General features: G+C 65.4%; 30 protein-coding genes. 21 read left to right on the forward strand and 9 right to left on the reverse strand.

The window, feature by feature from the left end; all coding sequences use genetic code 11:
* The first annotated feature begins 36 nt into the window (after positions 1–36).
* The 5 genes from NFL01S_RS06205 to NFL01S_RS06225 all read left to right on the forward strand — a co-directional run bounded on the left by NFL01S_RS06205 (position 37) and on the right by NFL01S_RS06225 (position 2,676).
* The gene (locus tag NFL01S_RS06205) at positions 37–243 is read left to right on the forward strand and encodes a DUF397 domain-containing protein (protein WP_062972282.1); all 207 of its coding nucleotides are present in this window, start codon (positions 37–39) and stop codon (positions 241–243) included.
* 208 nt (positions 244–451) lie between these two features.
* Entirely contained in the window at positions 452–775 is a 324-nt protein-coding gene (locus tag NFL01S_RS06210) for a type VII secretion target (protein WP_062972284.1), read from the forward strand.
* Positions 772–1,512 carry a hypothetical protein gene (locus tag NFL01S_RS06215; protein WP_157116273.1) on the forward strand — a complete coding sequence of 247 codons (741 nt, stop codon included), beginning with the start codon at positions 772–774 and terminating at the stop codon, positions 1,510–1,512. Before NFL01S_RS06210 ends, NFL01S_RS06215 begins: the two co-directional genes overlap by 4 nt.
* On the forward strand, positions 1,509–2,030 hold the full coding sequence (locus tag NFL01S_RS06220; RefSeq protein ID WP_062972288.1) for a hypothetical protein: 522 nt from the start codon (positions 1,509–1,511) through the stop codon (positions 2,028–2,030). Before NFL01S_RS06215 ends, NFL01S_RS06220 begins: the two co-directional genes overlap by 4 nt.
* A 1-nt stretch (position 2,031) precedes the next feature.
* Positions 2,032–2,676, forward strand: a complete 645-nt coding sequence (locus tag NFL01S_RS06225) for a hypothetical protein (protein ID WP_218019595.1) — start codon at positions 2,032–2,034, stop codon at positions 2,674–2,676.
* 89 nt (positions 2,677–2,765) lie between these two features.
* Here NFL01S_RS06225 and NFL01S_RS06230 read toward each other — a convergent pair whose 3' ends face one another.
* The 3 genes from NFL01S_RS06230 to NFL01S_RS06235 all read right to left on the reverse strand — a co-directional run bounded on the left by NFL01S_RS06230 (position 2,766) and on the right by NFL01S_RS06235 (position 4,490).
* The gene (locus NFL01S_RS06230) at positions 2,766–3,188 is read right to left on the reverse strand and encodes a type II toxin-antitoxin system VapC family toxin (protein WP_062972292.1); all 423 of its coding nucleotides are present in this window, start codon (positions 3,186–3,188) and stop codon (positions 2,766–2,768) included.
* Positions 3,185–3,406, reverse strand: a complete 222-nt coding sequence (locus NFL01S_RS36755) for a FitA-like ribbon-helix-helix domain-containing protein (RefSeq protein WP_084492439.1) — start codon at positions 3,404–3,406, stop codon at positions 3,185–3,187. Before NFL01S_RS36755 ends, NFL01S_RS06230 begins: the two co-directional genes overlap by 4 nt.
* 88 nt (positions 3,407–3,494) lie before the next feature.
* A complete protein-coding gene (locus tag NFL01S_RS06235) occupies positions 3,495–4,490 on the reverse strand; it encodes a sigma-70 family RNA polymerase sigma factor (RefSeq protein ID WP_062972294.1) in 996 nt (331 codons plus the stop codon).
* A 577-nt stretch (positions 4,491–5,067) separates the two neighbouring features.
* On the opposite strand from NFL01S_RS06235, the gene NFL01S_RS06240 reads away from it, so the two are divergent.
* A complete protein-coding gene (locus NFL01S_RS06240; protein WP_084492440.1) occupies positions 5,068–5,487 on the forward strand; it encodes a VOC family protein in 420 nt (139 codons plus the stop codon).
* 342 nt (positions 5,488–5,829) lie between these two features.
* Here the strand turns inward: NFL01S_RS06240 and NFL01S_RS06245 are convergent, their stop codons facing one another.
* Positions 5,830–6,612, reverse strand: a complete 783-nt coding sequence (locus NFL01S_RS06245; protein ID WP_062972298.1) for a crotonase/enoyl-CoA hydratase family protein — start codon at positions 6,610–6,612, stop codon at positions 5,830–5,832.
* Positions 6,613–6,674: 62 nt separating this feature from the next.
* On the opposite strand from NFL01S_RS06245, the gene NFL01S_RS06250 reads away from it, so the two are divergent.
* The gene (locus NFL01S_RS06250; protein WP_062972306.1) at positions 6,675–8,321 is read left to right on the forward strand and encodes an acyl-CoA synthetase; all 1,647 of its coding nucleotides are present in this window, start codon (positions 6,675–6,677) and stop codon (positions 8,319–8,321) included.
* A gap of 76 nt (positions 8,322–8,397) precedes the next feature.
* Here the strand turns inward: NFL01S_RS06250 and NFL01S_RS06255 are convergent, their stop codons facing one another.
* The 3 genes from NFL01S_RS06255 to NFL01S_RS06265 form a co-directional block, all read right to left on the reverse strand.
* Positions 8,398–8,799, reverse strand: a complete 402-nt coding sequence (locus tag NFL01S_RS06255; protein WP_062972308.1) for a type II toxin-antitoxin system death-on-curing family toxin — start codon at positions 8,797–8,799, stop codon at positions 8,398–8,400.
* On the reverse strand, positions 8,796–9,035 hold the full coding sequence (locus tag NFL01S_RS06260) for a type II toxin-antitoxin system prevent-host-death family antitoxin (RefSeq protein WP_062972310.1): 240 nt from the start codon (positions 9,033–9,035) through the stop codon (positions 8,796–8,798). The genes NFL01S_RS06255 and NFL01S_RS06260 overlap by 4 nt, the downstream gene beginning before the upstream one ends.
* Positions 9,036–9,173: 138 nt before the next feature.
* On the reverse strand, positions 9,174–9,590 hold the full coding sequence (locus tag NFL01S_RS06265; RefSeq protein WP_062972312.1) for a winged helix-turn-helix transcriptional regulator: 417 nt from the start codon (positions 9,588–9,590) through the stop codon (positions 9,174–9,176).
* A gap of 72 nt (positions 9,591–9,662) precedes the next feature.
* On the opposite strand from NFL01S_RS06265, the gene NFL01S_RS06270 reads away from it, so the two are divergent.
* The 3 genes from NFL01S_RS06270 (at position 9,663) to NFL01S_RS06275 (ending at position 12,046) form a co-directional block, all read left to right on the forward strand.
* Positions 9,663–10,565 carry an SDR family NAD(P)-dependent oxidoreductase gene (locus tag NFL01S_RS06270; RefSeq protein ID WP_084492466.1) on the forward strand — a complete coding sequence of 301 codons (903 nt, stop codon included), beginning with the start codon at positions 9,663–9,665 and terminating at the stop codon, positions 10,563–10,565.
* Between the two features lie 582 nt (positions 10,566–11,147).
* Positions 11,148–11,366, forward strand: coding sequence for a hypothetical protein (locus NFL01S_RS35235; protein WP_157116275.1), 219 nt, complete (start codon positions 11,148–11,150; stop codon positions 11,364–11,366).
* A gap of 98 nt (positions 11,367–11,464) precedes the next feature.
* Positions 11,465–12,046 (forward strand): suppressor of fused domain protein, encoded by a 582-nt coding sequence (locus NFL01S_RS06275; protein ID WP_084492442.1) that lies wholly within the window; start codon positions 11,465–11,467, stop codon positions 12,044–12,046.
* 55 nt (positions 12,047–12,101) lie between these two features.
* On the opposite strand, the gene NFL01S_RS06280 is transcribed toward NFL01S_RS06275, so the two are convergent.
* Together NFL01S_RS06280 and NFL01S_RS06285 are read right to left on the reverse strand one after the other, a co-directional pair.
* Positions 12,102–13,208: an acyl-CoA dehydrogenase family protein gene (locus NFL01S_RS06280; RefSeq protein WP_062972316.1), complete on the reverse strand. Its 1,107-nt coding sequence runs from the start codon at positions 13,206–13,208 to the stop codon at positions 12,102–12,104.
* Between the two features lie 32 nt (positions 13,209–13,240).
* Positions 13,241–14,434: an acyl-CoA dehydrogenase family protein gene (locus NFL01S_RS06285; protein WP_033244064.1), complete on the reverse strand. Its 1,194-nt coding sequence runs from the start codon at positions 14,432–14,434 to the stop codon at positions 13,241–13,243.
* A 223-nt stretch (positions 14,435–14,657) separates the two neighbouring features.
* Between NFL01S_RS06285 and NFL01S_RS06290 the strand changes: the two genes are divergently transcribed.
* The 11 genes from NFL01S_RS06290 (at position 14,658) to NFL01S_RS34185 (ending at position 26,191) form a co-directional block, all read left to right on the forward strand.
* Entirely contained in the window at positions 14,658–14,846 is a 189-nt protein-coding gene (locus tag NFL01S_RS06290; RefSeq protein ID WP_062972318.1) for a ferredoxin, read from the forward strand.
* 44 nt (positions 14,847–14,890) lie between these two features.
* On the forward strand, positions 14,891–15,796 hold the full coding sequence (locus tag NFL01S_RS06295; protein ID WP_084492443.1) for a 3-oxoacyl-ACP reductase: 906 nt from the start codon (positions 14,891–14,893) through the stop codon (positions 15,794–15,796).
* Between the two features lie 297 nt (positions 15,797–16,093).
* Positions 16,094–16,858, forward strand: a complete 765-nt coding sequence (locus NFL01S_RS06300) for an MlaE family ABC transporter permease (RefSeq protein ID WP_033244067.1) — start codon at positions 16,094–16,096, stop codon at positions 16,856–16,858.
* A 4-nt stretch (positions 16,859–16,862) separates the two neighbouring features.
* Positions 16,863–17,720, forward strand: a complete 858-nt coding sequence (locus tag NFL01S_RS06305; RefSeq protein WP_062972322.1) for an MlaE family ABC transporter permease — start codon at positions 16,863–16,865, stop codon at positions 17,718–17,720.
* A gap of 164 nt (positions 17,721–17,884) precedes the next feature.
* Positions 17,885–19,018 carry an MCE family protein gene (locus tag NFL01S_RS06310; RefSeq protein WP_062972513.1) on the forward strand — a complete coding sequence of 378 codons (1,134 nt, stop codon included), beginning with the start codon at positions 17,885–17,887 and terminating at the stop codon, positions 19,016–19,018.
* Positions 19,015–20,040 (forward strand): MCE family protein, encoded by a 1,026-nt coding sequence (locus NFL01S_RS06315; RefSeq protein ID WP_062972324.1) that lies wholly within the window; start codon positions 19,015–19,017, stop codon positions 20,038–20,040. The genes NFL01S_RS06310 and NFL01S_RS06315 overlap by 4 nt, the downstream gene beginning before the upstream one ends.
* Complete coding sequence (locus NFL01S_RS06320) at positions 20,037–21,098, forward strand: MCE family protein (protein ID WP_062972326.1); 1,062 nt, start codon at positions 20,037–20,039, stop codon at positions 21,096–21,098. Before NFL01S_RS06315 ends, NFL01S_RS06320 begins: the two co-directional genes overlap by 4 nt.
* The gene (locus NFL01S_RS06325; RefSeq protein WP_062972327.1) at positions 21,095–22,414 is read left to right on the forward strand and encodes an MCE family protein; all 1,320 of its coding nucleotides are present in this window, start codon (positions 21,095–21,097) and stop codon (positions 22,412–22,414) included. Before NFL01S_RS06320 ends, NFL01S_RS06325 begins: the two co-directional genes overlap by 4 nt.
* Positions 22,414–23,709: an MCE family protein gene (locus NFL01S_RS06330; RefSeq protein ID WP_084492444.1), complete on the forward strand. Its 1,296-nt coding sequence runs from the start codon at positions 22,414–22,416 to the stop codon at positions 23,707–23,709. Before NFL01S_RS06325 ends, NFL01S_RS06330 begins: the two co-directional genes overlap by 1 nt.
* Positions 23,706–25,175, forward strand: coding sequence for an MCE family protein (locus NFL01S_RS06335; protein WP_062972329.1), 1,470 nt, complete (start codon positions 23,706–23,708; stop codon positions 25,173–25,175). Before NFL01S_RS06330 ends, NFL01S_RS06335 begins: the two co-directional genes overlap by 4 nt.
* Entirely contained in the window at positions 25,172–26,191 is a 1,020-nt protein-coding gene (locus tag NFL01S_RS34185; protein ID WP_062972332.1) for an Rv1363c family protein, read from the forward strand. The genes NFL01S_RS06335 and NFL01S_RS34185 overlap by 4 nt, the downstream gene beginning before the upstream one ends.
* Positions 26,192–26,203 lie beyond the last annotated feature (12 nt).

Raw genomic sequence — 26,203 nt, forward strand, 5'->3', positions numbered from 1 at the left:
GCCCCCTGAGATTCGATCAGTGAGGGAGTTCGCAGGATGAGCGTCGATCGTTCCGAAACCTGCTGGTTCAAGAGCAGCTACAGCGGTGGAAGCCGGGAGTGCGTCGAGGTGGCGTTCATCGAAGGAGACGTGGTGGGTGTGCGCGATTCCAAGGACCGCGGCAGCCCGGCTTTGTCCTTCACCCCTGCGGCCTGGGAAGCCTTCACATCGAATACCCGTTCCGGCCGGTTCGACCGACCATAGTCCACTACTGGGCGGTGAAACCGAATGCGGGGTGCCGACTTCGGGTTCGGCTCGAGGAAGCGTGGCCGAGCAGTTCCGTTTCGGTTGCATCGAGCGGTGACCGACTTCCGGCGGCGGGCTTCTCGGCAAACCCCAATAGTGTCGCGAGGTTGTCCGGTTCGGACGCCTCATGGTTCACTGGTTCGGCACTATGGGAAGGGGGCAGCGAGTGGCGGAGCCATTCGAAGTGGAGCCGAGCCATCTGGACGCGGCCGCGGGCAAGTTGCAGATTCTCGCAGACGACAACGGCCACACCAAGTCCTATCTGGCGCAGTGGCTCGAGCTTCCGGAATCCAAGGAGGGGCTGATCCTCCAAGGTCTCACCGGTGTTATCCAGGAGCTGATGACCAAACTGCAATCGAACTACAGTCAGCTGGGGCGAGTGACCGGTGAATCCGCCGCCGAACTCGTCGCGTCGGCTCGGATGTATCGCACGACGGACAACGCCACGGCCGCAGCGCTGGACAGTGCCTACGACAAGGGGGATCGATGAATGCCAGGCCCGTCGAAGCGTTGACCACACCTGAACCCGAGGACCCGATCCCGGATTTGGTGGAACTAGCGACGAATGCGAACCTGGTGTCTCCCGCCTACTGGCTGAACGGGGTGTGCAAAACACTCACCGGATTCGATCCGATCGGCACGATAACCAACTATGTTGCGGGTGATTGGGCAGCCGTCGATCAGGCCGGAATCGCTATCGGCAACATGGCGAAATACAATGCCGATTTCGGTGCCGCGATCGAAGATGCCGTCAAGGAGTTCGAGACCTCTTGGAAGGGAAACGCGGCCGATGGATCGCGAGAATACTTCCAGGAGCTCGTCGACGGGCTGAACGGCCAAATCGAGGCCATACAAGATATGTCCTACAGGATCGACTCGTTCGCAGGAGAGTCGTACCTGATGGCACAGACCGTCTCGGCGATCGTGCAGAAGATGTTCGACGATGCGTTTCTCTACTTTGTTTTCCAGGCTGCCGCCGCATCCTTGACGTCGACTGTCGCGGGAGCTCCGGCAGGGGCAGCCATGCAGGCGGCGGCGGCAGTCCGCGCGCTCGGCGTAATCAAACATGGGATCGCTCTGCACGGCCAGTTCGGCATGTGGTTCGCCGCCTCCGAAGGGGTTCTCGGGGCAGTGGAGGCAGGTATGAATGCCGTCGTCGAATTTCCGGAGATCCCTGGAATTACGGCAGCCGAGGGCTATGACCACCCCGGAGCGATAGCAACATGAATACCCCAGAGCAGCCGATATTGGACGTCGCGCACGGCGACAAGGCACTCTCCCAGCAGGCGACCCGCGCCCTGCGGATACTGGCCCAGCATTCTTCGGATCCGGACCTGAAGAATCAGATCAGCGATATCGCCAGTGGCCGGTCGAGTGCGCGCGAACTGATGAACAACCCGGCTTTCAACCACATTCTCGATAATGTGGCCCCGGCGGCGATCCGCTGGGCTGCCGAAACACCCGCCGCCGAGCGTGAGCGACTTGCCGAGCAGGGCCAGGCCGATCTCGATCGGCTGAGCATGGAGTCCACGGTCCCTGAAACACAGCCGACTCCGCCGATAGATGTAGCTGATCGTCCGTCTGGCGATTCGGCGGCCAATGCCCCGGAAGCCTCCCCTTCTCGCAACACCCAACCGGCACGCGATCCGAAGAAATCGTGGCGCGATATCGTCGTCACCCCCGACGAACCGGATGAGGACGACCTGTACTTCCAGGAACGCCGCCGCCGCGGCTGGTTGGAGTGACATGAGCGCGGACCACCGGGGGCCGGTGGCCATCGCGATTCGTCCCGATCCGGGGCCGCGGGCACAGGGCGGTATCGCCACCAGAAGGCCATCGGTCTTCGTGGTAGCCGAGGCGCTACCGGATCTATGTAGCCAGCATGGAGGCGAGGTGGTGGTACGGCTCCGGATCGAGGCGAAATTCGGCGAGCCCGCTCCGGAATCTCCGCAGCTGACCCTCACGCACGACATAGTCGACGGCCCCGGCCATGGCTCGGTGATGAGCGCCTTCCGGGCCCCGGCAGCCGATGCGATGGTTACTACGGAATGGCCCTGCTGCCGGTTGTGCCGGCGTCGCATGCGGTTCTTACGCTGGATGGGCCGGGTGCTCGTCGGAGTCGCGATGCTCATACCCGTCTCGTCGCTCCTGTCGATCGCCGCGCCGGACTGGTTTCGCTCGCTCGCCATCTACGACAACAGCATTCTGTTCGTCGAGCTGTTTTCGGCCCTCGCGACGACCTTCTTTTCGCTACTCGTGGCTGCCCGGGGCGCGTTCAGCTACGCGCGGCCGATACTGCATGCCCGGCTGAACGAAGGCCGGACCACGCTGATCGTGTCGGCCGCCCATCCGGAATTCGCCGCGGAATTGAAGGAGCTCCGCGTGGGGTAGCGCTGGCACTCGATGTGGGGCGTTCCGGCTACCCGCCAGGTGCCTCGATCCGCCACAGCCCGGGCCCCAGGAACGCACGACAGCGTTATTCAGTGCGCTGCGGCTGCTTCCCATGGGTTGATGATGGCGAGACCCAAGTCGGTGAAGTCTTTGACGTTCCGCGTTGCCACTGGGCAGTCGTTGGCTAGGCAGATCGCGGCAATCTGGGCATCCGCATAGCCGATCGGCCGGCCGCGGCGGCGACGTTCGGTGACAATTCGGCCGTAGATACGTGCCGCACGGAAATCGTAGGGTTCGACGTCGTCGCCGAATTCGTCGAACAGTTCCGTCGCCAATGTGGCCAGACCTGCCTTACGAGATCCCTCTGGCAGATTCTCGATCCCCGCCCAGATCTCGCCGATGGTCACTGCACTGATCGTGACATCGACTGATTCCCCCAGCCAGGTCAGTACCTGGCTAGCGGGAGCGGGTTTGAACAGCTCGGATACCACGTTCGTATCGGCGATGATCACAGCTGAGCCGACCCGGCCTCGGGCTGCTCCGGTATGTGCAGCTCGGCGGCGTAGGGCCGGCTGCGCTCGTAGAGCTCATGCAATAGCCGCTTCGGGCGCACTGCCGCGGCGAGAATATCCCGGGCTTCGGCTTCCATGCTTCGTCCATGCGCTGCGGCGCGTCGGCGCAGACGTTCCTTGACGTCGCTGTCTAGGTCGCGGATGGTTATCGTTGCCATGAACTCAATGCTAGCAGTGATTTCACTGTGGCGTCATCATGCTGAGGTCGGCGGTCGATAACGGCGACCCAGAGCATCTTCAGGCCGGTCAGCTCGCCGGTTCCTCCGTCCATTCCGGCGGCAGATCGAACAGCGGGAACAGCCGTTCGGTATCGAGGAAGAAATTCAGGCCCGCGATCACGCCGTCCTGCATTTCCAGGACCGTCACCGACCACGGCACCCAGCGGCCGGGTTCGCCGCTCGGCTTGTAATGGCCGAAGGCCGGATGGCCGTTGGCGCCGCCCAGCGGCACCAGCCGGGAATTGCGGCAGGCCGCGCCCGTGCCGAGCATGAAAGCGGCAACGTTCTCCGGACCGGAGACCCAAAGATCGAAGGGCGGCATGGACAGCGCCACATCGGTTTTCAGCAGGGCGGTGAGCGCGTCCATATCGTAGGACTCGAAGGCGGTGACGAAATCGTTGATCAGTTTTTGCTGATCGGTATCGGTTTCGTCGTAGCTGTCGGTATCGGCCGGCTTGACCTTGCTCATGGTGGCCCGAGCCCGCTGCAAGGCACTGTTCACCGAGGCGGTGCTCATGGTGAGTGCCTCGGCGGTTTCGTTGGCCGAGAAACGCAGGACCTCGCGCATGATCAGGATGGCGCGCTGGGTGGCGGGCAGATGCTGGCAGGCCGCGACGAAGGCCAGGCGCAGACTGTCCTTGGCACTGACGTGTTCGGCCGGATCGGACCCGAAGGCGAGCGAGTTCGGGATGGGTTCGACCCAGACGTAATCCGGTTTGGGCGGGCCGAGCGGATGATCGGGGGTGCCGGGACTGGACAGATCCATCGGACGGGCCCGGCGCTGCGGCCCGTCGAGCATATCCAGGCAGATATTGGTGGTGATCTTGTAGAGCCAGGAGCGCAGACTGGATCGGCCCTCGAACGAGTCGTAGGACTTCCAGGCGCGGGTGAAGGCATCCTGGACGGCGTCCTCGGCCTCGAAGGACGAACCCAGCATGCGGTAGGCGTAGGCGCAGAGCTCACGCCGATGTGATTCGAAGGATCTCAGTACGTCGGCGTCGATCGTGCCGGTCTGCTCGCTCATGGTGCCACTGTGGCACAGCGCACCGACACGTGAACAGAGGATGAAAAAGCCTGTTCACAGGTGCGCCACTGCAGTCCCGGTAGGCACAACCGCCACATGTGCGACATCCTTCGAGGCGCGGGGCCGGCGATGTCCCGGCGCGGCAGGTTTGTGCCGGGGCACTGCCGGTCCTGCCCTTCCGGGGGGCAATGCGCCCGGTCGTCCGGTCCTCATATGGTCCGCCGACGCGAACCATGTGCCGGATACTCCGCGGGCGATCGTTGTCCACCCCTGTGGACGAAGGGGGCGTCTGAATCGGCGAACGCGCCGGCACGCTGCGGCCCGTCGGACGCGCGGACCATTCGGGCGCTCGCCGAGATCGGTGGCCATGTTTTGCCCTCGCGCCTCCGTGCGACGCGGGTGCACGCAGTCCTCCGGGGGTGGACAGGAAGGTGCCCCAGATTTCGAAGCTCGACGGGGTTGCGGCCCGGGCCGCCGCGGAAAGCTTCCGGCGCCGCCGATGAGTTTCCGGTGCGGTCGCCGTCTCTACCCATAAGCCGGCCAGAGACCACACCACCGCTTCGAGAGGACCGAAACCGTGAGCAGCAAAATGATTTTCGTGAACCTGCCCGTTACCGATCTGGCACGTTCCAAGAATTTCTACGAATCGCTGGGCTGGAAGGTGAACGACGATTTCACCGACGAGAACGCCGCCTGCATCGTGGTCGACGACAATATCTGCCTGATGCTGCTCACCCACGAGCACTTCGGGGTATTCAGCAAGCGTCCGATCGCGGATACCAAAGCCGCCACCGGAGCGGCTTATGCGCTTTCGCTCGGCAGCGCCGACGAGGTGGACAGGCTCACCGATGCGGCCGTGGCCGCCGGCGGTACCGAAGAGGTCAACACCGATAAGCAGGCGCAGGAAGCGCAGGTCGGGATGCACGGCCGCACCTTCCTGGATCCGGATGGGCACCAGTGGGAGCCGTTCTTCATGAACTACCCCGGCGCCGAATAACAGCGCGTACCGATACGAATGTCCCGGTCGACAGGTGTCGACCGGGACATTCTGCTGTCTCGGCTCTGCCGGCGACAGTGGTTCCGGCTCCAGAAGTAGCAAGGGCCACAATCGGCGACTTGCCGCTCGGGCCCGTACGACCACGGCACCTCGAGTCCGGTTGTCCACGTATCCGGGCGAGGTCCTGTGGAGCGCCGCCGGTCTGCGCGGAGTACCGCAGGCTGTGGGGCCTGGAGGTTGCGCGGTCCCGTCACGTCGGCACGGCACCGGGGTTCCCGGTCCGCGCTTACGCGGCCGCCGCCGTGAGCCGGACGGGGCGTCGGCTATGCGCGCCCCCGAAGCTCACTTCCCGCTGAAGGTGGGCTTGCGCTTCTCCTTGAAGGCCTTCGGGCCCTCCTTGGCGTCCGCGGACTGGAAGACCGCCATGCCGAGCTTGGCGTCGATCTGGAACGCCTCTTCCTCGGGCATGCACTCGGTATCGCGAATGGTCTGCAGGATCGCCTGGACCGCGAGCGGGCCGTTGGCGGCGATCAGGTCGGCCAGTTCGAGGGCCTTGTCCAGCGCCTGGCCGTCCGGGACCACATGGCCGACGAGACCGATCTCCTTGGCTTCGGCAGCCGTGAGATGCCGGCCGGTCAGCAGGATATCCGCGGCCACGGTGTAGGGGACCTGGCGAACCAGCCGGACCGCGGAGCCGCCCAGCGGGAACAGGCCCCAGCGCGCCTCGGAGACACCGAACTTGGCGCTCTCGGCGGCGACCCGGATATCGGTGCCCTGCAGGATCTCGGTACCGCCGGCGATGGCAGCCCCCTCGACAGCCGCGATGAGCGGTTTCGTGAGGCGGCGGCCCTTGAGCAGTGCCTCGATCTTGGACAGATCCCAGCCACCTCCGGCAAACGAGTCCCCGGGATGCTGCTGGGTCATACCCTTGAGGTCGGCGCCCGCGCAGAAGGCGCCGCCGGCACCGGTCAGGATCGCGACCCGGATCTCCGGATCGTTGTCCACCTGATCCCAGGCGTCGCGCATGATCGCCATCATTTCGCCCGAGAGTGCGTTACGGGCCTCGGGGCGGTTCATGGTGACGATGAGGACGTGGCCGCGCTTCTCGACGAGGCATTGAGGCATCGTTGTTTCTCCTGTTACTCGGACCCTTGCAGGAAACAGTAACACGTTCTATTTTTGACCTTGTGAGCTACAACATAGCCGACCTCGTCGAACACACCATCGACCTCATGCCCGACCGGGTTGCGCTGGCTGACGACCACCGCTCGGCGACCTTTGCCCAGCTGGAGGACCGCGCCAACAGACTGGCGCACTACCTGCTGGAACACGGAGTGCAGCCGGGCGACAAGGTCGGCATCTACTCGCGCAACACCATCGAAGCCGTCGAGTCGATGCTGGCGGTCTTCAAAGCGCGGGCAGTGATGGTCAACGTCAACTTCCGCTACGTCGAGAACGAGTTGCAATACATCTTCGAAAATTCGGACATGGTGGCGCTGATCCACGAGCGCCGCTACACCGGCAAGGTGACCAATGTCCGGTCGAAGGTGCAGCAGTTGAAGACCGTGCTCGTGGTCGACGACGGCACCGATGCCGCCACCGCCGAGGGGTCGGTGGATTACGAAGCGGCCCTGGCGGAATCGTCCGGCGAACGCGATTTCGGCGACCGCTCCAACGATGACATCTTCATGCTCTACACCGGCGGCACCACCGGGATGCCCAAGGGCGTCATGTGGCGCCACGAAGACTGGTGGCGCGTGCTCGGCGGCGGTATCAACTTCATGACCGGCGAATACGTGCAGGACGAATGGCAGCAGGCCAAGAATGGCGCGGCCGGCGGCCAGATGGTGCGGTACCCGATCCCGCCGCTGATCCACGGTGGTTCGCAGACCGCCGTCTTCCACGGTCTGTTCGACGGCGGCAAGACCATCATGATCCCGGAATTCGACGCGCACACCGTCTGGCAGGCCGTCGATGCACACGCCATCAACATGATCTTCATCACCGGCGATGCCATGGCCCGGCCGATGCTGGACGCGCTCGAGGCCGGCCATCCGGAAACGGGCGAGCCTTACCAGCACACCAGCCTGTGGGCCATGGCGAGCAGCGCGGCACTGTTCTCACCGTCGCTCAAGGACCGCTACATCGAGCTGCTCCCGAATACGGTCATCACCGATTCGATCGGCTCCTCGGAAACCGGGTTCGGCGGTATCTCCATCGCCGCCAAGGGCGCCACCCATACTGGTGGGCCGCGGGTGAAGATCGACGCCTCCACCGCGGTGATCGACGACGACGGCAACCCGGTGGCACCCGGCTCCGGGCAGGTCGGCCTGCTGGCTCGCAAGGGGCATATCCCCGTCGGCTACTACAACGACCCGGTGAAAACCGCGGCGACGTTCAAGGAGTTCAACGGCGTCCGGTACTCGATTCCCGGCGATTACGCGAGGGTCGAGGAAGACGGCACCGTCACGATGCTGGGCCGCGGTTCGGTGAGCATCAACAGCGGCGGCGAGAAGATCTACCCCGAAGAGGTCGAGGGCGCGCTGAAATGCCATCCCGAGATCTTCGACGCCCTGGTGGTCGGTGTTCCCGACGAACGCTGGGGCCAGCGGGTGGCGGCCGTGGTGCAGTGCCGCGGCGGTAAGCGACCCACCCTCGAGGAGCTGCGCCCGGTGCTGACCCAGGAGATCTCCTCCTACAAGATGCCCCGCAGCCTGTGGTTCGTCGACGAGATCAAACGCTCCCCGGCCGGTAAGCCCGACTACAAGTGGGCCAAGGCGTATACCGAGGAGCGCGACGCCGATGAGCATTCCCAGGCGGGTAGCTCTTCGTAATCGGCGACTGAACCTACGAGGGCTGCTGCATGGTTGCGGCAGCCCTCGCACGGTGCGCTGGTGACGGATACGCGTGTTATCCGGAAGGCGAAGATCCGATTGCTTTCCGGAGTTGTTCGGCGATATCGGTGACCTCGTCCAGTTCGCCAGTGGCGACCGCGATCGTCAGGTCGTACGCCAGGTCGTCGTTCAAGCCGTCGATATCCACGCCGTTGCGGGCGAGGAAAATCGCACCGGCCGTGATCGCCAGCCGTTTGTTCCCATCGATCAGCGGATGGTTCTTGGCGATGGAATGCAGTAGGGCCGCGGCCTTGTCCCACAGCGACGGGTACGCGTCAGCACCGAAAACTGTTGCCTGCGGCCGGGCTGTCGCGGATTCGAGAAGCCCCGGATCGCGTACGATGTATCCGCCCGCGACATCGCCTGCGATCGCACGGAGATCTGCGGCGGTCAGGTAGTAGATCTGCGCTGCGGTCATTCCGCGAGCCTGTCGAGCAGTGCGCGGTGCTTGGACGCGAACCGTTTCGACAAGTCGCGGACCTGGCTATCGGCGGTTTCCGCCATCACCTCCGGGACAACTGCCGCGACGCGACGGCCATGCCTGGTCAGATGGACGACCTTGCCCGCCTCGGCGGCCGCGACTACCTCGGCCAGCTTGTCACGCGCTTCGCTGACGGGTAGTTCCCAGGCGTCGAACTCAGGAAGTGCAGTCATGCGGGCAAGTGTACATTTATCGGGCATACTTGTACGAAACATTTTCCCGCCCTGACCTGGCCCAGTTCGTCTTGGTCGTTGCCCGTTCGACGGCTTTACTGTCGGCGGTGCCACGCATTCGATCGACCAGGTTCAGTATCACCGCGCTGTCGTTCCGGTGTGGGCCAGTCTGGCTGCGGCGATATCGCCTGCATGATCCACTGCCCAGCCGGCAATAGCCGAGAGGGGATCGAGGAGCGTTTCGCCCAGGAGCGTGAGGCTGTATCGGACCGTTGGTGGGACGGTGGGGTAGGCCGTCCGGTCGACCAGGCCGTCGGCCTCCAGGGAGCGCAGGGTTCGGGTCAGCATGCGGCGGCTGATGTCTTCGATCGAGCGGTGTAGTTCGTTGTAGTGGTAGGGGCGGCGCGCGAGTAGGGCGATCACCAGCAAGGTCCATTTGTCGCCGAGGATTCGGACGATATCGGTGACCGGGCAGGTTTGGTAGTCGGCGCTGGGGACGGTCGCGGGGAGTTCCGCCGCGGCGAAGGAGGGGGCCTGCGCTGGGGTGGGGAACATAGAAGTGCCTTCTTCCGGGGTCGGTAACCGTTGTCGAGGATGGGGATCGACAGGTGGACCGACGGAGGTGCGATGACGAGAACCGTTGTTATCAGTGGTGGTACCGATGGTATGGGGCGCGCGTTCGCGCTGGAGCGGCTTGCCCGGGGCGATCGGGTCGTGGCGATCGGCAGCAACCAGGCCAAGGGGGATGCGTTGCTGGCTGCCGCCGGGCCCGACTCGGCCCGTGCGCGATTTCTGCGGGCCGATCTTAGTTCGGTAGCGGAGACGCGAAAAGCCGTCGCCGACATAGATTCGGAGTACGCGGCAGTCGATGCGCTGCTGCTGTTCGCGAACCGGACCTCACCGAAGCGCATCCAGACCGAGGAGGGTTTCGAGCGCACCTTCGCGCTGTACTACCTCAGCCGGTATCTGCTCTCGTACGGGTTGGTTCCGCTGCTCGAGCGCAGTGCCCAGCCGGTGATCGTGAACATCGCCGGAGTCGGGGTCCGGAAAGGAGCGGTGAACTGGGACGATCCGCATCTGGTGCACGGTTACAGCGTGGTCCGCGCCCAATTGCAGGCCGGCCGGGCGAACGATCTGCTGGGGGTTTCGTTCGCCGGACAATTCGGCGGAAAGATCGCCTACGTCCTCTATCACCCCGGATTCACCCGCAGCGGTGATCTCTCACCGCTGAATCCCGTTGTCAGGGCCGCCATCAGGACGCTCGCCGCGCTCGTCGCCCGGCCCGTGACCACCGCGGTCCACCCGATTCACCATTTCGTCGATACACCCTCCGCGGTGCCCCTCCGTGCAATCGACCGGGGCCGCGCTCTCGATCTGTCGCTGCCCACCCTCGACCCGGCTGCAGCCGAACGCCTTTCCCAGCTCACTGAGGAGCTGCTTGCAGCGGCAGGATCCGGGGAATCACCTCATGCAGAACAGGGTGACCGTCTGCGAAACTCGGCGGGACGTGATCGTTACGAGCGAAAGTGAGTCCGTGGATGTCACTCGTTTCCTCGCCTTCGTAGCGATTCTCGCGGTCGCGCTGGGGGCGGCGGCCACCGCACCCATCACGTCGGGGGCAGGGCTCGGTGTGGCGCTGCCGCCCCCGGCCGGACCCTTATGCCACGCCCGAGGAGTCGGCGCTCATCCTCGCCTCGCTCGGCTTGGAGGGCTTCGCGCCGGACTCGCTCAGCAAGATACAAACGCACGCCTTCGTGATGCGCTGCGATAGGGGCACCTGTTACCGACGGTCGGGCTTTCGCCCGGCTTCAGCATGCCGAGAGCATCGCTCGCCGGTCTCGCCGAGGAACTCGCCGGCCGAGATTATCTCATGCTCGGGTCGACCACACATACGAGGCCTCCGCCGCGGCGTAAGGAGGGGGCCTACGCTGAGCTGGGAACATAGAAGCGCCTTCTTCCCGGGCCGTTAGCCGTTGTCCAAGATGGGATCAACACACACCGTGACCTGCGCTTTCCAGTTGTGGGAAGGCTGGAAGTGTCGGGTTGGGGATACTGCTGCAGTCGGCTGTCCCCCGACGCCGATGCTGGAAGAGTCGCGGAGGTTTCCACATCATGAAGAAGTTCGGAATTATCGGTGCCACAACCCTGGCCATTGCCCTCGCTTCTGTCGGCGTCGGAGCGGGCACGGCTGCCGCGTGCGCCGGCTGTGGTGATCCGGGCACTGGTTCATCCACCGGCTCGTCCACGGCGGTCTTTCTGGACCTCCTGATGCGGCTGACTACGGGGAGTGCCGCTGGCAGCAACGGTGCAGCACCCCATATTCCGAACTGACCTTGGTGCCGAGCTCCGGATCGGCCACCAAGCCCGGCCCCTGACGGTTGCTGCCTGGCTGTGCCCGTGGGGCCGGGCTGATACCCGAATGGACGGAAATGCCTGCTTCACCCTTGCTACGCGGTGTCTACCAAGCCTTTCACGAAACCTTCGGCGCCGAGGACGATGGATACACCTTCCCCAACGGACCGGGACCGATCGAACGACTCGACGTGTTGGTCTACCGGCCCGGTCCGGATGGTGAAATGACCTCGTTCGTGACCGTGGGATTGTCCGTCGAACAGATGCCGGTCGGGGATACCGGAGGTCGGGCTCATCGTGCGGAACTCCGCCTCGCGCGACGGGGTGCTATGAGCAAGCCCGAGGAAGCGGCGATCGCGAAACACCTGGCCAATATTGCCGCACATCCGTGGATCACCGGAAACCAGCTGGACTGGGGGCAGACGCTCGGCGTGGATGCCGAGTTTCCCGGCTTCGCTGGTTGCGGGGCGGTATTCCTGGCCGGTCCATACGAGAAGGAAATGCTGGACTACATCGTGATCGACGAGGTGGGTGTGCAGATCATCAATGTCGTGCCGGTCACCGAGCACGAAAGGTCGCGGGCCCGCACCATGAGCCCGGCCGACTTCCTCACTGGACTGGTGGCCGAGGTCGATGTCTTCAGCGGGCGAAACTCCTGAAACAACCAGCGCGCCACCAGGTCGACGGCCACCACCGCCGACCAGCGTGCAGTCGCTAGGCCGATTCGGGAACGAACCGGGCCAAGGGGAGCAGGTGGTTAATTGCTCCGCCGAGGGCGAATTCGTTGTGTTTGGCGGCGGTGAAGTAGTTGTGCGCGATGTGGTCGCGATCGATCCCGACCCCGCCGTGTACATGGACCAGCGTGTGCGCCACCTGGTGACCGGCTTCGGCCGCCCAGAACTTCGCGGTGTGGATCGCACCGGTGGCGTCGAGGTCTTCGCTGAGCTGCCAGGCCGCCTGGGTGGTGGTGAGGCGCAGGCCCTGGACGCTGATGTAGCTGTCGGACAGGCGCTGGGCCACGGCCTGGAAGCTGCCGACGGCGCGGCCGAACTGTTCGCGTTCGCGGGCGTACCCGGCGACCAGTTCCAGGGAGCGTTCGAGGGTACCCAGCTGCTGGGCGGCCAGGCCGAGCCAGGCGCGGTCGAGCAGCCAGGCCAGGATCTGTGCGCCGTCGGCGACGGTGCCGAGTAGTTCGGCGGGGGAGCCGGTGAATTCGACCAGCGATTCCGCACTGCGGTCGGTGACCTGTTGCGCGGTGACCGTGACGGATTCATGGGCCGGATCGACCAGGAAGACGGCGGGCTGCCCTGCTACCGAGGCGGGCACCAGAATCCGCGCGGCACGGTCGGCGACGGGGACGGTGGTCTTCACACCGGTCACCTGCCAGCTGCCGCCGGATTCGGCGGCAGTGGTGGTCGGCCGAGCCGGATCCCAGTTGTGCTCCTCGGCCACGGCAACGGTCAGAATCGACGTGCCGGCAGCAGCCGCGGCAGCGAGTTCACGCTGCGGCGCGGAACCGAACCGGGCCAGCGCGCCCGCGCCGAGAACGACCGACCACAGGTAGGGGACCGCCGCCACGGACTTGCCGAGTTCGCGCAGGATCGCGGTCTGTTCCAGCGTGCCGAAACCGCTACCGCCGACTTCCTCGGGCAGCGCGGCCGCCAGCACCCCGGTCTCGGCGAGCGATTTCCACAGCGGTTCGTCGAACTTGGCGGTGCCGCCGTCCAGTTCGCGCAGCCGGTCGGCGGTGACCAGTTTCTCGCAGACCTCGCCGGTGAGCCGGGCCAGGTCCAGCTGGGCTTCGGTGGGAGTGAAATCCATGGTGAACTTCCTACTTCTGGAATCGGGCGAGATCAGCGGGCGGAGGCGGGCTGCTTCAGCGCGGTCATGGCGATGATGTCGCGCTGGACCTCGTTGGTGCCGCCGCCGAAGGTGAGAATCAGCGCCGAGCGGTGCATCCGCTCCAATCGGCCGCGCAGTACCGAACCGGGGGAGTCCTGGCGCAGCGACGCTTGCGGGCCGAGCACCTCCATGAGCAGCCGGTAGGCCTCCGTGGACAGTTCGGTGCCGTACACCTTGCACGCCGAGGCGTCCCACGGCCGGGGGGCGGCGTCGCCGCCCGCGTCGGCGCGGCTGGCGATCTCCCAGTTCATGAGCTTGAGGTATTCGACCTTGGCGTGGACGCGGGCCAGGTTCAGCTGGACCCATTCGCGGTCGAACACCCGCGATCCGTCCGCTGCCTTCGTCTCCTTCGCCCACGCGGTCGTCTGCGCCACGGCCAGCTGCAGGGCGGCGGCGGAGGTCAGGGCGACCCGTTCGTGGTTGAGCTGGTTGGTGACCAGCGGCCAGCCACCGTTCTCCGGACCCACCAGGGAGGTCACCGGGACGCGCACATCCTGGTAGTAGGTGGCGCTGGTATCGGGGCCGGCCATGGTGTGCACCGGGGTGTAGGAGAAACCTTCGGCGGTGGTGGGCACGATCAGCATGCTGATGCCCTTGTGCTTTTTGGCGGCGGGGTCGGTGCGGACGGCCAGCCAGACGTAGTCGGCGTAGGCGATGAGGCTGGTCCACATCTTCTGGCCGTTGATCACGTAGTCGTCGCCGTCGCGGACGGCGGTGGTGCGCAGCGAGGCGAGGTCGGTGCCGGCGCCGGGTTCGGAGTAGCCGATGGCGAAGTGCAGGTCACCGGCGGCGATCTTGGGAAGGAAGAATTTCTTCTGTTCCTCGCTGCCGTAGTGCATGATCGTCGGCGCGACCGAGTTGATGGTCAGGAACGGTACCGGGGCGCCGGCGATGGCGGCCTCGTCGGTGAAGATCAACTGGTCCAGCATGGGCCGGTTCTGGCCGCCGTACTCCTCGGGCCAGCCCAGCGCGAGCCAGCCGTCGCGGCCCATTTCGGCGACGACCTCCCGGTACACATTGCCCTGCCCGTATTCGCCGGTCTGGGCGCTGAGCGCGGCCCGCCGTTCCGGGGTGATCAGGCGCGCGAAGTAGGCGCGCAACTCGGCGCGTAGCTGGTCGTGTTCCGGGGTATACGCGATGCGCATGGCGGTACCTCGAGCCTTCGTTCTGCGGGTTGGAGATGGGCTTGGACGTGGGATCGTGCCGCGCTCACCCTCGCGGAGCGCGGAAGGATCTCCGATACCTGGCTCCGATCATTGCATATGCACTGAAACATGTTCCAGTATTGAAAGGTAATCAGCCCATGTAGCCTGCCCGCGCGAACCTTGCTTGTTAGGCTTGCGCCATTGGGCGGGAAAAGGAGTTTCGATGAAGGTCAGCGTTGACTTCGATCAGTGCGAAGCAAACGGAATCTGCGCGGGAATCGCTCCCGACGTGTTTGAACTCGACGACGAGGACATGCTGCACGTCGCCGAGGGTGAGGTGGCCCCCGACCAGGAGTCCGCGGTCGCGGATGCGGTTGCGCAATGTCCGAAAGCGGCTTTGCGTTTGCTGTGAATCTGCTCTTGCCGTGAATAAGAACACGTTCTAGAGTCGGCCCGGTGAGCGATACAGATACCAGCCTTGCCGGGCGAGTTGCGATCGTGACCGGAGCGGGTGCGGGCCTGGGTAAGGCCGAAGCGCTCGCTCTGGCCGGAGCCGGGGCCTCGGTGGTGGTCAACGACCTCGCCGAGTCCGACGCCGTAACCGAGACGCTGGAGCAGATCCGGGCCCTCGGTGCCAAAGCGGAGTTCGTCGCGGGCAGTGTCGCCGAGCGGTCCACCGCCGACGCGTTGATCACCACCGCCACCGAATCCTTCGGCGGCCTGGACATCGTGGTCAACAATGCGGGCATCACCCGCGACAAGATGCTGTTCAATCTGTCCGACGAGGACTGGGACGCGGTCCTGTCGGTGCATCTGCGCGGGCATTTCCTGCTGACCCGCAATGCGGGCGCCTACTGGCGGGCGCGGTCGAAGGAAGCCGGCGCCCCGGTGTACGGCCGGATTGTCAACACCTCTTCCGAGGCGGGACTCCTGGGGCCCGCGGGGCAGGCCAACTACGCGGCGGCCAAGGCCGGGATCACGGCTCTGACATTGTCGGCTTCCCGGGCGCTGGAGCGAGTAGGTGTGCGCGCGAACGCGATCTGCCCGCGGGCGCGTACCGCTATGACCGAACAGGTCTTCAGTGCCGCGCCCGAGGACGAGGTGGATCCGCTGTCGCCCGAACATGTGGCGCGCCTGGTGGCATACCTCGCCTCCCCGGCCGCCGAACGGGTGAACGGACAAGTCTTCGTTGTCTACGGACCGATGGTCGCGTTGATGGCGGCGCCGGAGGTCGAACAGCGCTTCGACGCGGCGGGTGCGCAATGGTCTGATGACGATCTGGCCACCACGCTGACCGGTTACTTCGCCGGGCGCGACGAAGGCCGTACCTTCTCTGCAACGGCGCTGCATGAACTGGGTTGACCCGATTCTGCCGAGGCGGGTTGCGCGATTTGTTCGTGCGGCCCGGCCGGTGAGAGTTGTACAAACGTCCAGTAGTTGGTAAACAAAGGGTTCGTACTGTGCCCGGCCTCACACAATGATGCCCAAGGCGTATGAAACAGGTTCCAGTCTCGCTGTCTGAGATTGTTACAAGTCAACAGTTCACAAGCCTCAAAATGGCCCCAAATAGGAAATGAACGTGTTCTACTTAGCGGGGCGTGTCCCGGGGTGTGACCCCATCGGCCGCCAGCGGGACCAGTCAGGCAAGGAGGATCCACAGTGAACGACGTCCTTGCCGTCCCATTGCGGGCCGTCGGCGGATTCTTCGAACTCACCGCGGCGGTGGCCCGAGCGAGTTTGCGGCGACCTTTTCAGCTGCGCGAATTCATCGACCAATCGTGGTTCGTGGCGCGGGTATCGATCTTGCCGACCGTTCTGGTCGCCATACCGTTCACCGTGCTCGTCGTATTCGTCCTGAATATTCTGCTGCGCGAAATCGGCGCCGCCGATCTCAGCGGTGCCGGCGCGGCGTTCGGCGCGGTGACCCAGGTCGGGCCGATCGTTACGGTGCTCATCGTCGCCGGTGCCGGCGCCACCGCCATCTGCGCGGATCTCGGCGCCCGCACCATCCGCGAAGAAATCGACGCCATGAAGGTGCTCGGTATCGATCCGATCCACCGGCTGGTGGTACCCCGGGTGCTGGCCTCGATGTTCGTGGCACTGATGCTGAACAGCCTGGTCTGCACCATCGGTATCGTCGGCGGCTTCCTTTTCTCGGTATTTCTGCAGGACGTGAATCCGGGCGCATTCGTCAACGGCATCACGCTGCTGACCAATCTTCCCGAGCTGATCATTTCCGAGGTAAAGGCCGGACTTTTCGGCCTGATCGCCGGATTGGTTGCCTGCTACCTGGGTTTGAATGTCAAAGGTGGTCCCAAAAGTGTCGGTGATGCGGTGAACCAGACAGTGGTTTTCGCCTTCATGGCGCTGTTCGTGGTGAACGTCGTCGTCACGGCGGTCGGCCTCAAGTTCTCGGTGCGGTGACGCGATGTCGGCCTCGGTGATCATCCAATCCCGCTTCCCCAGGGCGGTGCGGCGCGTCCGCAGATTCTCGAATTCGTTCGACGATCTCGGAAAACAGGCCGTGTTCTACGGACGCGCGGTCGGTTCCATGCCGCGGGCGCTGGTGCACTACCGCACCGAAACCGTCCGCCTCATCGCCGAGATCAGCATGGGAACCGGTGCCCTGGCGGTCATCGGCGGCACCGTGGTGATCGTCGGCTTCCTGACCTTGTTCTCCGGCGCCACCATCGCCGTCCAGGGCTACAGCTCCCTCGGCAATATCGGTGTCGAGGCGCTGACCGGCTTCTTCGCCGCATTCCTCAACGTCCGTATCGCGGCACCGGTCATCTCCGGAATCGGCCTCGCCGCGACCATCGGTGCGGGATCCACTGCACAACTGGGCGCGATGCGGGTGGCCGAGGAGATCGACGCGCTCGAATCCATGGCTATCCGGCCGATGCCGTACCTGGTCGGGACACGGGTGCTCGCCGGGATGATCGCGATCGTGCCGCTGTACTCGCTGGCCGTGATCGCCTCCTTCATGGCCAGCCGGTTCGCCACCGTCGTCATCTACGGGCAGTCGGCGGGCGTGTACGACCACTACTTCTCCACCTTCCTCATCCCGAGCGACATCCTGTGGTCGTTCGTTCAGGCCATTGTCATGGCGTTGGCGGTGATGATGATCCATACGTATTACGGCTTCACAGCATCGGGCGGCCCGGTCGGGGTCGGTATCGCCGTGGGTAACGCGGTCCGTACCTCGCTGATCGCGGTCGTCTCGGTGACCCTGCTGATCTCCCTGGCCCTCTACGGCACCTCCGGCAACTTCAACCTTTCCGGATAGGCGCCATGACTGAAATGATGCGATCGGACAGCAATCAACTCGGACGTGATCCCGGCGCTACGAGCGGCGTCCAGGATCCCGGCGAGCCCGCGGCGCCGCTGCGCCCGGTGAACGGGTGGGCCGCTTTCCAGAAGAAGTTCGGGTTCAAACTGGCCGGCGGCGCGATGGTGCTGGTTTTGGTGGCGGCTGTGTTCGTCTCCTTGACGATGTTCTTCGGCGGATTCACGCCCAGTGTCACCGTGACGGTGGCGGCACCCCGAAGCGGTCTGGTGCTGGACCCGGACGCCAAGGTGAAGGTGCGCGGTGTTCAGATCGGCCGGGTCGCCGCGCTGGAAACCACCGACGACGGAACCGATCTGCGCCTGGCCCTGGACCCGGACAAGCTGAGTCTGGTTCCCGCCAACGCCACGGTCGATATCCGGTCGACCACGGTATTCGGGGCCAAGTACATCAATTTCGTGATCCCGCAGAACCCGCAGGAGCAATCGCTGCAACCGGGCGCCCGGCTGGCGACCGATAAGGTCACCGTCGAGTTCAACACGATTTTCCAGCACCTCAGCGATGTACTGGCCCAGGTCGAACCGGAGAAGATGAGCGCCACACTCACCGCGCTCGGGACCGCATTGCAGGGTCGCGGTGAATCCCTCGGCCAGCTGCTGGTGAACAGCAATTCGCTGCTCCACGAGATCAACCCCATGATGCCGACCCTGCAGCGCGACCTGCAGGCCACCGCGGCCGTGGGCAACTTGTACGCGGATGTCTCCGGCGATCTGCTGCGGACCGTCGACAATGTCACGGTGAGCACCCGCACCATCGCCGAAGCCGAATCGGATGTCGACGCGCTGCTGGCCAACCTCACCGGCCTCGCCGACACCACCGGCGCGGTCCTGCACGAGAACGAGGCACAGCTGGGGACCGCCCTCGACCTGCTGCGCCCGACCACGGAACTGCTCAACGAGTACAAGCCCGCGCTGGCCTGCCTCATCGGCGGTGCGGCCAAGGCAATGCCGATCGGTGAGGCAGTCTTCGGCGGTAACCAGGAGGGCGTGGCCCTGAACACCGGTTTCATGTACGGCACGCCGCCCTACAGCTATCCCAACGACCTGCCGAAGGTGAACGCCACCGGCGGCCCGCGATGCGCCGGGACAACCGACCGCGTGCCCGGCAGCCATGCCGACTATGTCGTCACCGATACCTCCGAAGGGCATCCCTACATTCCCTCCACCAAGCTGAACCTCAACGCTCCCAAGGTTTTCCAGGTCCTGTTCGGCGGACTCCCGGGGGTGGACCAGCCATGAAGAACACCGCAACCACAGTCAAACTCACCATCTTCACCTTGGTGATGACACTGGTCTTCGCCGGTTTGGCGATCGTCTTCTCCCAGGTGCGTTTCGCCAGCCAGAACGGCTACCACGCTGTCTTCACCAGCGCCTCGGGCATGCTGCCCGGGGACAAGGTGCGGATCGCCGGGGTACCGGTCGGCTCGGTCTCGTCGGTGAAGGTCGACGACGAATACCACGCGCACGTCGAATTCGACGTCGACACCAAGTACCAGCTGCTCACCAGCACCAAGGCCACCATCCGCTACGAGAACCTGGTCGGCGACCGCTACCTGGAACTGTTGGAGGGTCCGGGGGAGGCGACCACCCTGCACGAGGGCGGCACCATCGGCCTGGACAAGACCGCACCCGCCCTCGACCTCGACATGCTGCTGGGTGGTTTCAAACCACTGTTGCGCGGGCTGGATCCGGCGCAGGTCAACGACCTGACCAACGCGCTGCTGCAGATCTTCCAGGGCCAGGGGGGCACCCTCGTCGAGCTCCTCAACAGCAGCGGCTCGTTCACCAAAACCCTCGCCGACCGGGACGCGCTCATCGGCAGCGTGATCAACAACCTGAACTCGGTGCTGAAAACCCTCGACGACCGCGGCGACCAGTTCGCCACCACGATCTACGAACTGCGCCGCCTGGTCAGCGGTCTCGCCGAAGACCGCGACCCCATCGGCGCCGCACTGCCGCGGATCGCCGATGCCACGCGCGCGACGAACGACCTGCTGGTGCAGGCCCGCCCCGATCTGGCCGCGACCATCGCCCAGACCGGCCGGCTGGCCACCAACCTCGACAATGGTTCGGACACCGTGCAGTACGTCCTCGGCGAATTGCCGGGGGCCTACAAGATGCTGAACCGTATCGGCGCCTACGGCTCGTTCCTGAACATCTACGTCTGCGCGACCAACTTCCTGGTCGACGGCCCGGACGGCAAGCCCCTGCTACTCGAGCTGCCCGGTGAGCAGACGACCGGAAGGTGTGCGAGCGAATGAAGGAGCAATCACGTGCGGTGACCATCGGTGTCGTCGGACTGGTGCTGGCGGTCGCGGTGGCACTGTCGGCGCTGCAGTTCGAACGGCTGCCGTTCATCCGCGGCGGCGCCGTGTACACCGCGCATTTCGCCGATGCCGGCGGGCTGGTGACCGGTGACGATGTGGAGGTCGCCGGGGTGAAATCCGGTCGCGTCGAGGAAGTGAGCCTCGACGGCGACCGGGTACTGGTCCGGTTCAGCGTCGACGACTCGATCGGACTGGGCGACAAGACCTCCGCCGCGATCAAGACCAATACCGTCCTCGGCCGCAAATCGCTGGCGGTGAACCCGGACGGCGACGGGACCCTGACAGTCACCGAAACCATTCCGATCGAACGCACCACCTCGCCGTACTCGCTGAACGAGGCGCTCGGCGACCTCGGCCGGACCGTGCAGGACCTGGACCTGCAGAAGGTGAACCAGACGCTGGACGAATTGTCGGCGGCCTTCGCCGATACGCCGGCACCGCTGCGTTCGGCGCTGGACGGTGTCACAGCGCTGTCACGCACCATCAACGCCCGCGACCAGGCGCTGTCGGATCTGCTCTCCCGCGCGCAGAACGTGACCAAGATCCTGGCCGACCGCGCCGACGCGATCAACGCGCTACTGGTCGACGGGAATCAGCTGCTCGGCGAACTGGACCGGCGGCGCACCGCGATCAGCCAGATGATCACCTACGTCAACTCGCTCGCCCAGCAGCTGTCCGGACTCGTCCACGACAACGAGGCCCAGTTGAAACCGGCACTGGACAAGCTCAACTCGGTACTCGACCTTCTGGAGCGCAACCGGGACAACATCGTCGAGGCGCTCGACGGTCTCGGCCCGTTCGCCGCGGCGCTGGGTGAACAGGTCGGCAGCGGCCCGTACTTCAACGCCTACGTCGTCAACGCCAGCAGTGAAACCTTGCATCCGCTGGTGGACGCGCTGGTCTGGCCGCAGCATCTGCCCGAATCGCTACGCGCATATCTGCTCGAACCCGGTCCCTCGATCGGCCCGTCCGCACAGGAGCCGCCGCGATGAGTACGGTCAAGGACACACTTCGCGCACTGCCGAAGAAATGGGTGGGAATCGTCGCCGGGGTACTGGTGATCGCGCTGGTCGCCACCGGCGGTTACCTGGCGTACAACCAGCTCACCAAGAACGAGATCACCGCGTACTTCACTTCCACCGCCGGAATCTACCCCGGTGACGATGTGCGAGTGCTGGGCGTGCCCATCGGCAAGATCGATTCCATCGAACCCGGCAAAGAACAGGCGAAGGTGACCATGACGGTCGACGGCAGCGTCGACCTGCCCGCCGACGCGCGGGCCGTGATCATCGCGCCGTCGCTGGTCTCCGCGCGCTTCATCCAGATCGCCCCCGCCTACACCGGTGGGGACACCCTGGGCGACGGCGCGGAAATCCCCATCGAACGGACCGCCGTTCCGGTGGAATGGGACGACATCAAAACCGAACTCCACAAACTCTCCACCGCGCTCGGCCCGGTCGGCGACGACCCCCAGGGCTCCTTCGGCCGCTTCGTGGACACCGCCGCGGAAAACCTCGACGGTAACGGCGAAGCATTCCGCAGCACCCTGCGGGAACTGTCGGCCACCCTGACCACACTGTCCGACGGACGCACCGACCTGTTCGGCACCATCCGCAATCTGCAGAAGTTCGTGGACGTGCTCTCCAAGAGCAACGAGCAGATCGTGCAGTTCGGTGGCCGGCTGGCCTCCGTATCGTCGGTTCTCGCCGGGGTCTCCGAGGATCTCGGCGCCGGCCTGGACAATCTCGATCTGGCGCTGGCCGACGTGAAACGCTTCCTGGACGGCAGCGGAACCGAACTCACCGAAGGCGTTCAGCGGCTGGCCGACGTGACCCAGATCCTGGTCGACAAACGACCGGAACTGGAACAGGCACTGCACTCCGGGCCGAACGCGCTGGTGAACTTCTACCAGATCTACAAACCCGCCCAGGGCACCCTGACCGGCGCCATCTCGCTGAACAACTTCGCCGATCCGGTGAGCTTCCTGTGCGGTTCGGTACGAGCTCTGGAACAGCACGAATCCGATACCAGTGCCGACCTGTGCGCCGAATACCTCGCTCCGGTGATCAATTCGCTGGCGATGAACTACGTACCCATCATGACCAACCCCGCGACCGGTGTCACCGCGTTCCCGGACCAGTTGGACTACACCACCCCGGACCTGCCCGGCCGGGTCGATCCGCAGAAGGTCGGCCCCCCGGCGGCGCCCGCGCCCGCACCCGTCACGGTTCCAGCCGGTGTCGCGGGGCTGGCGATTCCGGGTATTCAGCTCCCCGAAATTCCCGGCCTGCCCGGAGGAGGACGATGATGCGCCGACTCGCACTGCGGGTACCGGACATCCGGCCGACGTTGCCCGCGCCGGGTTTCCGGCGCCGGGCGGCCGCGCTCGCCGTCGGGCTCGCGCTGGCGCTCCCCCTCACGGGCTGTCAGTACGACGGGCTCAACTCGTTGCCGATGCCGGGCACGGAAGGTACCGGCGAAGGTGCCTACACGGTGCAGATCCAGATGCCGAACGTCACCACGCTGACCCGCAACTCGCCGGTGCGCGTCGATGACGTATCGGTCGGGGCGGTCACCGATATCGAAGTCGAGGACTGGCACGCGCTGGTGACGGTCTCGCTGAACCCCGATGTGGTGCTGCCCGCCAACGCCACCGCCAAGATCGGCCAGACCAGTCTGCTCGGCAGCAACCATGTGGAACTCGCGCCGCCGGCCGATACCGCCCCTGAGGGACAGCTGGCCGACGGTGACGTGATCCCGCTGGAGCGTGCCGGTGTCTTCCCGACCACCGAACAGGTGCTGTCCTCACTGTCGGTGGTGCTCAACGGCGGCGGTATCTCGCAGCTGGAGAACATCACCCGCGAACTCAACTCGGCCCTGGTCGGCAACGAGGAGGAGATCCGGGATCTGCTCCCGCAGATGAACGATCTGATCGGCAACCTGAACGCCCAGCGCGACGACATCATCTCCGCGATCAGCGGACTTGACCGGCTCTCCGGCCAGTTCGTCGAGCAGACCGATGTGGTGGAAGCGGCGATCGAGGAAATCCATCCCGCACTGACCGTGCTGGCCGATCGCCGGCAGAACATCACCACAACCATCACCAAGCTCGGTGAACTCAGCGATGTGGTGAACCGGTTGATCGCCGACAGCGGCGACGATCTGAAGGCGAATTTGGCCAACCTCGCTCCGGTCCTGCAGACGCTGGCCGATACGGGCGGCGACCTCACCGAATCGCTGAAAATCCTCGCCTCGTTCCCGTTCCCGTTGACGAACCTCGACAACGCGATCAAGGGCGACTACCTGAACCTGTTCATGACGGTGGACATGACCGCCAAACGGCTGGACTCGAACTTCCTCACCGGTACCGGGCTCGGCGGCATGTTCGGCGGTGTGGAGGTCGCACTCGGCCAGGTGGCCGGACCCGCCGGCGAACAGGGCAACCCGCTGGCCACACCACTGGCGCCGCCCCCCGGCGCGCCGGCGCCCGGCGACCAGCCGCAACCGACCATTCCCGGGCTGCCGCCGATCCCCGGCCTGCCCGCCATTCCCGGGCTGACGGTGCCGCTGCCCGGGCAGCCGCAAGGGGGCGAGGGCCCGTGACGCTCAGCCGTTTCGTCCGTATCCAGCTGATCATCTTCTCCATCCTCACGGTGGTCGGCCTGGCCGTCATGGGCGGCACCTATGTGGGCGTACCCGCCATGCTCGGCATCGGGCGTATCGAGGTCACCCTGCAACTCGCCGCCACCGGTGGGCTCTACCAGAACGCCAACGTCTCCTATCGCGGGACGAACGTCGGCGTGGTCCGGGAGGTCCGGCTCACCAGCGAGGGCGTGGAAGCCCGGCTGTCGGTCGACAGCGACTACAAGATCCCGGCCGATTCCAAAGCGCTGGTACGCAGTGTTTCGGCGATCGGCGAGCAGTACGTCGACCTGGTCCCGCCGGAGCAGCCCGGGGACGCCAACCTGTACGACGGCAGCGTGATCCCCGTGGACCGCACCGAACTGCCCCAGGATGTGGGCGCTCTGCTGGACCAGGCCGACCGGCTGCTGGCCAGCGTCGCCGACACCCGGCTGCGCCAGGTCATCGACGAAGCGTTCCGGGCGTTCAACGGCGCAGGACCGGATCTGCAACGGTTCCTCGACTCCGCGGCCCTGCTGGTGCAGGAGGCGAACGACAACGTCGAGCCGACCAAACAGCTGATCGAACAGATCGGCCCACTGCTCGACACCCAGGTCGACTCCGATGCCGCGATCCGATCGTGGACCCGCGACCTGGCGGTCGTCACCGATCAGTTGCGCGCCCACGACCCGGCACTGCGCAGTATTCTCGCCAACGGTCCCGCGGCGATGGAACGGGTCACCCAGCAGTTCGACGAACTGCGGCCCACCCTGCCGCTGCTGATGAACAATCTGGTGAGCGTGGGGCAGGTCGGTGTCACCTACCACGCCGGCCTGGAACAGATCCTGGTCGTGTATCCGCCGCTGATCGCCGCGCTGCTCACCGCCGTACGCGGCCCCATGGAGTACGGGGCGCTCGTCGACTTCATGACGGTGCTCAACGATCCGCCGGCCTGTACCACCGGGTTCCTGCCGCCCGATCAGCGCCGCGGCCCCGACCAGCTCGATACGATTCCGACGCCCGAGGGCCTGTACTGCAAGACCCCGCAGAACGACATCAGCGCGGTGCGCGGTATCCGCAACACGCCGTGTATGGAATTCCCGGGCCGCCGCGCACCGACCCCGGAACTGTGCCGCACCGGATTCGTTCCCGAGGGCACGAACCCGCCGTTCGGGCCGCCGCAGCCGGTGGCCCCGGCCGCCGCGCCCGCACCCGGTGTCGCACCCGCCGCCGCGCCCGACACTGGGCCCGGGGTTGCGGGAGTACCCCCGGCACCTGCTAGTTTCTCGGGCGCAAGCACCCCCGCCGCCGCTCTCTCGTACGATCCGGCCACCGGGGTCTATACCGGCACCGACGGTCGCAGCTACCGTCAGGGCGATATCGCACCCGGCGGATCGGGCGCCGTACCCGCGGATTGGCAGGCAATGTTCGAGGAGCAGCAGAAATGAGCGAGACCAAGGACCCCCGCCGTACCCGTAGGCGGGCCAGCCGGACGGCGGGTCCACCGGTCGAGGACGCGACCGAAAAGCTCACCGTGGATTCGGCGGCGGCCGGGTCCACTGCGGACAAGGCCATCGGCGAGGCCGTGAGCGCCGCCGCGGGCAAGTCTGCGGGGACCGCCGCGGAGAAGTCTGTGGACGCCTCTGCGGCGAAGCCCGAGGGTGTCACTGCGGCGAAGTCGGAGGATGTGGCTTCGGCGAAGTCGGAGGGTGTCATTGCGGCGAAGTCGGAGGATGTCACCGAACGGATCGATACCACCACCGAATCGGCGCCCGTCGCCGAATCGGGAGCAACCGACGAAACCGTGCGGATCGACAAGTCCGCCGCGGGAACCGTGGCACCGGTCGAAACCGCAGCGGAATCCGCCGGGACATCGGACACCGCCGACAAGGAAACCGGCGCGACCGTCGTCTCGATGGAGAAATCCGCGGCGACCGAATCCGGTGGCGCCGAACCTGCCGTGAAGGGCGGCTCCCGCTCGTGGAAGCGGATCGTCGCGCTCACCGCGGCCGCGGTGCTGGTGATCGGCCTGGTCGGTGCCGCGGTGGTCTCGATGATCGCCGTCCAATCCACCGAGCAGCGCGACGAACGCCGGGCCGAATATGTGGCCACCGCACGCCAGACGGTCCTCAATCTGACCACCATCCGCGCCGATACGGCCAAGGAGGACATCGACCGCATCCTCACCATGGCCTCCGGAGAGTTCAAAACCGAGTTCGACGGCCGGATCGACCCGTTCACCGAAATCGTCAAACAGGCGAAGGTGCAGTCCACGGGTGAGGTCGTCGAGGCCGCCGTGGAACGCGACGACGAGAACTCCGCGGTGATCCTGGTCGCCGCCAAACAAACCCTCACCAATGCGGGCGCCGAAGGCGAACAGCAGCGGTACTACCGCTTCCGGGTGACCGTGCAGCGTGCCGACGATGGCGCCCTGACCGCCTCGGACGTGGAGTTCGTGGCATGAGCGAGGCAGGCC

This window comes from Nocardia flavorosea NBRC 108225 (assembly GCF_001613385.1).
Classification (GTDB): Bacteria; Actinomycetota; Actinomycetes; order Mycobacteriales; family Mycobacteriaceae; genus Nocardia; species Nocardia flavorosea.